The sequence below is a fragment of the Caballeronia zhejiangensis genome, assembly GCF_000698575.1.
Lineage (GTDB): Bacteria > Pseudomonadota > Gammaproteobacteria > Burkholderiales > Burkholderiaceae > Caballeronia > Caballeronia zhejiangensis.
On the sequence record NZ_JFHD01000028.1, the window covers coordinates 74,647 to 80,945 of the forward strand.

Below are 6,299 nucleotides of genomic sequence, written 5' to 3' on the forward strand. Positions count from 1 at the left end.
CCGCCCTCACTATCCCTCCAGCGGCACCGCGCTCACGCACTTCAACTCGTCGAGACATACGCTCGACTTCACGCCGCTCACGCCGGGAATACGCATCAGCGTGTCGAGCAGAAACTCCGACAAGCCCTCCAGGTCCCGCGCGATCACCTTCAGCATGTAATCGATATCGCCGGTCACGGCGAAGCATTCCTGAATCTCCGCGAGCTTGCCGACGACGCCCTTGAACTTCGCGAGGTCGCGCACGTGCCCGCGCTCCATCGTCACCTGAATGAAGGCGACGACGCCGAAGCCCAGCGCCTGCGCATCGAGCCGCGTCTCGTAGCCCTTGATGACACTCATCTCTTCCAGCCGCCGATGCCGCCGCAACGTCTGCGCCGGCGACAGGTTGATCGCTTCCGCCAGTTCGAGATTGGAGATGCGTCCGCGCGACTGCAGTATCCCGAGCAAACGCAGGTCGATACGATCGATCTCGATAGTCTGCAATTTTCTTTCTCCGATGAACCAATCGATGAAATCCGGACGCGCAAACTAGGGTTTGTCTGCGCGCGTTAGGAAATCATATTGTGCCGTAACAAATTTACACTGATTCCCCTAAATCGAGCACAAGGAGAGAGACACGTGACACATGAGGGACACGGCACGCTCAAGCGCGGCCTGAAGAACCGTCACATTCAGCTGATCGCGCTCGGCGGGGCGATCGGCACCGGGCTTTTTCTCGGCATCGCGCAGACGATCAAGTCGGCGGGACCATCGGTGCTGCTCGGCTACGCGATCGCGGGCATCGTCGCCTTTTTCATCATGCGGCAACTGGGCGAGATGGTCGTCGACGAGCCGGTCGCGGGTTCGTTCAGCCACTTCGCGGACAAATACTGCGGACAGTACGCGGGCTTTCTGTCGGGCTGGAATTACTGGGTGCTCTACATTCTCGTGTCGATGGCCGAGCTGTCCGCCGTCGGCATCTACGTGCAGTACTGGTGGCCGGGCATCCCGACGTGGATCTCCGCGCTCGTCTGCTTCTGCATCATCAACGCGATCAATCTGACGAGCGTGAAATCGTATGGCGAGCTGGAGTTCTGGTTCGCGATCGTGAAGGTCGTCGCGATCGTCGGCATGATCGGCTTCGGCGGCTGGCTGCTGTTCTCGGGCAGCGCCGGGCCGGACGCGAGCGTGACCAATCTCTGGCGTCACGGCGGCTTCTTCCCGAACGGCGTCTCCGGTCTCGTCATGGCGATGGCCGTCATCATGTTCTCGTTCGGCGGGCTGGAGCTGGTCGGCATCACCGCGGCCGAAGCGGACGATCCCTCGCACACGATTCCGCGCGCGACCAATCAGGTGATCTATCGCATTCTGATTTTCTACGTAGGCGCGCTCGGCGTGCTCCTTTCGCTGTATCCGTGGCAGAAGGTCGTGACCGGCGGCAGCCCGTTCGTGCTCATCTTCCATGCGATGAACAGCAACTTCGTCGCGCATGTGCTCAATGCCGTGGTGCTCACGGCGGCGCTCTCGGTCTATAACAGCGGCGTGTATTGCAACAGCCGCATGCTCTATGGTCTCGCGCAGCAGGGCAATGCGCCGCGCGCGCTGCTCAAGGTCAACCGGCGCGGCATTCCGCTCGCCGCGCTCGGCGTCTCCGCGCTCGCGACGGCCGTCTGCGTGCTCATCAACTATCTGATGCCGGGCAAGGCATTCGAGTTGCTGATGGGGCTCGTCGTGTCGGCGCTCATCATCAACTGGGCGATGATCTCGCTCATCCATCTGCAATTCCGACGCGTGAAGGCGCGCAACGGCGAAACGACCGTGTTCAAGAGCCTCGGCTATCCGCTCACCAACTATCTGTGCCTCGCGTTCCTCGCGGGCATTCTCGTGGTGATGTGCCTGATCCCCGATCTGCGCATCTCGGTCTATCTGATTCCCGTGTGGCTCGCGGTGCTCGGCGTCGGCTATGCGATTCGCAATCGCCGTCGCGCGAGTGCGGCCTTGTCGCGCGTCTGAAGGAGACGGTCATGTTCGAACACATCGATGCCTATCCCGGCGATCCGATCCTTTCGCTCAACGAAGACTTCGCGAAGGATCCGCGCGCGGACAAGGTCAATCTGAGCATCGGCATCTACTACGACGACGAAGGCCGTCTGCCGGTGATGCGCGCCGTGCGCGACGCGGAAGCGCAGTTGCTCGCGGAACCCGCTGCGAAACCGTATCTGCCGATGGCGGGCTTCGCCGCGTATCGCGATGCCGTGCAGTCGCTCGTATTCGGCGACGATTCGCCCGCGCGCATCGAAGGCCGCATCGCGACCGTGCAGACGCTCGGCGGCTCCGGCGCGCTCAAGGTCGGCGCGGACTTCATCAAGCGCTATTTCCCGGCGTCGCACGTCTGGGTGAGCGATCCGACGTGGGATAACCATCGCTTCATCTTCGAGCGCGCGGGCTTCACGGTCGGCACGTATCCGTACTACGACGAAGCGAGCGGCGGCCTGAAGTTCGACGCGATGCTCTCGGCGATCCGCGATCTGCCTGCGAAGAGCGTCGTGCTGCTGCACGCGTGCTGTCATAACCCCACGGGCGTCGATCTGAACGATGCGCAATGGGCGATGCTCATCGATGCCATCAAAGCGCGCGACTTGCTTCCGTTCATCGACATGGCGTATCAGGGCTTCGGCGCGGGACTCGATGCGGATGCGTTCGCGATTCGCGAGCTGGTTCGCCGCAACGTGCCCGCGCTGATCGCCAATTCGTTCTCGAAGAACTTTTCGCTCTACGGCGAGCGTTGCGGCGCGTTGTCGGTGATCTGCGAATCGGCGGAGATAGCGGCGCGCGTGCTCGGTCAACTGACGAGCGCCGTGCGCGCGAACTACAGCAATCCGCCGACGCATGGCGCGAGGATCGTCGCGCGCGTCTTGACGACGCCCGCGTTGCGGCAATCGTGGCAGGAAGAACTGGCGTCGATGTGCACGCGCATCGCGCGCATGCGTAGCGCGATTCACGCGCGTCTTTCCGGCAACGTGCCCGATGCGATGCTTGCGCGTTACGTCGAGCAGCGCGGCATGTTCACGTACACGGGGCTTTCCGCCGCGCAGGTCGACGTGCTGCGCGAACGGCACGGCGTCTATCTGATCCGCTCGGGCCGCATGTGCGTCGCGGCGCTGAACGAGCGCAACGTCGATGCGACCGCGCGCGCCATCGGCGAAGTGCTGTCGAAAGCGATCGCGTAGCCGCTCATTTTCGCCTCATTGTGCGCGGGCACACTGCATCCATCGCTGATGAAGGAGGGATGCAGTCATGGAAACGTTTCGCTCTTATGTCGATGGGCTGCTCGACCAACTCGACGCGCACGCCGATCGCACGGTGCTGCGCTATCTCGACGACGACGTGACCGGCGCGGCGTTTCGCGCATCGATCTATCGATATGCGCGGGCGCTTGCGTCGTTCGGCGTCACGCGCGGCGGGTTCGTCGCGATGTTCGCGCCGAACTGCCCCGATGCGCTCGCGATCCGCTACGCGACCGGCCTGCTCGGCGCGACGACGATGTTCCTGCCCGCGATCACGCGCGCGGAACAGCGCGCCGCGTTCGTCACGCGCATGCAGCCGACGTTGCTCATCGCCTTCGAACAGACGAAGCATCTCGTGCCGGCGCATAGCGGCGCGCGTCTCGCGTATGTCGGAACGGGGCCGGCGCGTTTGCGGCTGGATATCCGGGCGCGCGTGCAGCACGATCTGCCGGTTGAGAGCCGTGCAAGACCCGACGATCTCGCGGTGGTGGTGTCATCGGGCGGCTCCACCGGCGTGCCGAAAGCGAGCCGCCGCAGCTTCGCCGCATATTCGACGATGGTGAGCGCGCCGAGCCCCGAGGATCGGCGGCAGCTCGTCAACGGCGCGCTTGCGTATCTGTCGCAAGTGCTCGTCGATAACACGTTGATGGGCGGCGGCATCGTCGTGCTGAAGCCTGGCTACGATCCCGCCGAAACGCTCGCGACGATCGAAGCCGAGCGCATTACGGACGTCTTGCTCGTCGAACCGCAACTGTTCGAAACGATGGATCATCCGGACGTTCATCGGCGCAATCTGTCTTCGTTGCGCTCGGTCGCGCATATCGGCGGATCGGCGCCCGCGATTTTGCGGCGGCGCGCGATCGAGCGCCTCGGCCCGGTGCTCACGCACATGTACGGCGCGAGCGAAGCGGGGCTCGTGAGCGTGTTGACGCCGTCGGACTATCTCGTCGATGCGAGTCTGCTCGAGAGCGCCGGGCGCATCCGGCCGGGCGTCGAGGTGCGGATTCGCCGCGCCGACGGCACGTTCGCGCGTCATGGCGAGCACGGCGCGATCGAGGTGAAATCGAAGGCGGTGGCGCAGAGCTATTACCGGCAGCCGATCGAAGCGGCGCAGAAGTTTCGCGATGGCTGGTGCATGACGGGCGATATCGGCTTCATCGACGGGAGGGGTTATCTGCATGTGATCGGACGTGGAGGGGATGTCGCCGAAATCGATGGTGCCGTCGTCGGTCCGGCGCAGATCGAAACGCCGCTTTGTGCGTTGCCCGATGTGCGCTATGCGCGCGCTGTTGCATCGGCCGATGCTGCGCGCGGTTATGTGTGGGATGTCGTAGTGGTGCCGTGGACAGGAAGGCGTGTGGATGTCGCGCGTTGCATGCGGGCGCTTGAATCGGCGTGTGGGGTCGCAGTGGCGAAGGTTGTGCGGATGGCTGCCGTGCAGCGCGTGCCGCTTACCGAGCAAGGGAAGGTGAATCGGGCGGCGATTGGGTTCTGGTGTCGGGAGGCCTTAAGTACCAGGTGTACATTCGGCCAAGCGCGTGCGATGCCGGCTGCAGTCAGTTGAAATATTGTCCTTGGTAAGTAAGCACGCCGATCGACGACGTAAAGCTACCGCCATCGACAAGTCCCTCACTCATGCTCCGGAGCACGATCAACGCATTTGCCGAATTGAGCGTGCCCGAAGATCGAACGCAGCCGTAATGACACCATTGCTACCGCCCTGCGCATTTTGAGTGGTGTATTCCTGTTTAACGCTCGCAAACGGGAGTTAAACATTCTCGGCATGGTAGCCACCCGATCCAATAGGATCGACGCCGCTAATACGCACGTCTTCAAGCGTGAACTTCTGGAAGTCGAGCGGCGTCCCGCCTGACTTGCGCATCGTGAGGATGGCTCTCGGGATAACCGTGCGTTTTGAAGGCATACACGCAAAGTCCGAATTAGCCCCTGTGCCTCGCCCGCCCCAGCACCAAATGCGCCATCGTCCCCAGCACGATCCCCCAAAACGCCGACCCCAACCCGAGAAAACTCATATTCGAAGCCGTCGCGATAAACGCGATAAACGAAGCTTCCCGATGCGCCTCATCCTGCACCAGCCCCACGACGTTCGCCGCGATCGCGCCGAGCAGCGCGAGACCGGCGAGCACCGCAACGAACGCATTCGGCAGCGCGGCGAACAGCATGACGACCGTCCCCGCAAAGCATCCGCCGATCAGATAGAAGACGCCATTGGCGATGCCCGCAACATAACGATTCGCCGGGTCGCGATGCGCATCGGGCCCGGTGCATAGCGCCGCCGTAATCGCTGCGATGACGATCGTGATGCCGCCCGAAAACGCGACGAGCATCGATGCGAGGCCCGTCGTCATGAGCACGGGACGCGTCGGCGTCTGATAACCCGACACGCGCAAGATCGAAAAGCCAGGCAGGAATTGCCCCGTCAGACTGACGATGACGAGCGGCAACGCAAGACTCACGGTCGATTGCCAGGACCAAGTCGGCATCGTGAATACGGGGCGCGTGAGATGAAGGCTGACCGACTCGAAATGCGTCAGGCCGAGTGCCATCGCCAGCGCGCAGCCGGACGCGAGAACCAGAATGAGGCAGTAGCGCGGCGCCCATCGGCGAAAAACGAGGAAGCTCGCGATCATGCCCAACGCGAGCCACGGCGTAACGGCAATCGACTTGAATACGTTCGTGCCGAACTGAAAGAGAATGCCGGCCATCATCGCGCAGGCGATGCCCTTCGGTATGCGCTTGACGATCTCATCGAACCATCCCGACAAGCCGAGCACGAAGATGCACGCGCCCGCGACGATATACGCGCCGATCGCCTCGCTCACCGGCATGCCCGGAAACAGCGTGACGAGCAGCGCCGAACCGGGCGCCGACCACGCGGTGATGATCGGCTGCTTCAGCCACACACTCAGCGCGATGCCCGAAACGGCCGCGCCCATCGAGATGGACCAGACCCACGACGCGATCACGTCGTTGCCGACATGTGCCGCGTGCGCGGCCTGGAAGAGAATCGCG

At 63.1% G+C, this 6,299-nt stretch carries 5 protein-coding genes; 3 read left to right on the forward strand and 2 right to left on the reverse strand.

The window, feature by feature from the left end; genetic code table 11:
- Nucleotides 1-9: 9 nt before the first annotated feature.
- Entirely contained in the window at nucleotides 10-483 is a 474-nt protein-coding gene (locus BG60_RS26865; protein WP_034473367.1) for an Lrp/AsnC family transcriptional regulator, read from the reverse strand.
- Nucleotides 484-618: 135 nt separating this feature from the next.
- Here BG60_RS26865 and BG60_RS26870 point away from each other — a divergent pair, with 135 nt between their 5' ends.
- The 3 genes from BG60_RS26870 to BG60_RS26880 all read left to right on the forward strand — a co-directional run bounded on the left by BG60_RS26870 (nucleotide 619) and on the right by BG60_RS26880 (nucleotide 4,830).
- Nucleotides 619-1,992, forward strand: a complete 1,374-nt coding sequence (locus BG60_RS26870; protein ID WP_008347574.1) for an amino acid permease — start codon at nucleotides 619-621, stop codon at nucleotides 1,990-1,992.
- 11 nt (nucleotides 1,993-2,003) lie between these two features.
- A complete protein-coding gene (locus BG60_RS26875) occupies nucleotides 2,004-3,209 on the forward strand; it encodes an amino acid aminotransferase (RefSeq protein WP_008347577.1) in 1,206 nt (401 codons plus the stop codon).
- A 67-nt stretch (nucleotides 3,210-3,276) separates the two neighbouring features.
- The gene (locus BG60_RS26880; protein ID WP_008347578.1) at nucleotides 3,277-4,830 is read left to right on the forward strand and encodes a class I adenylate-forming enzyme family protein; all 1,554 of its coding nucleotides are present in this window, start codon (nucleotides 3,277-3,279) and stop codon (nucleotides 4,828-4,830) included.
- 376 nt (nucleotides 4,831-5,206) lie between these two features.
- Here BG60_RS26880 and BG60_RS26885 read toward each other — a convergent pair.
- Nucleotides 5,207-6,299 (reverse strand): benzoate/H(+) symporter BenE family transporter (locus BG60_RS26885; RefSeq protein WP_034473368.1); only part of this gene is annotated, 1,093 nt, incomplete at its 5' end.

Coding starts and splice junctions, on each gene's coding strand:
- BG60_RS26875 (WP_008347577.1), top strand. CDS start 2,004: ATGTTCGAACACATCGATGCCTATCCCGGCGATCCGATCCTTTCGCTC.
- BG60_RS26880 (WP_008347578.1), top strand. CDS start 3,277: ATGGAAACGTTTCGCTCTTATGTCGATGGGCTGCTCGACCAACTCGAC.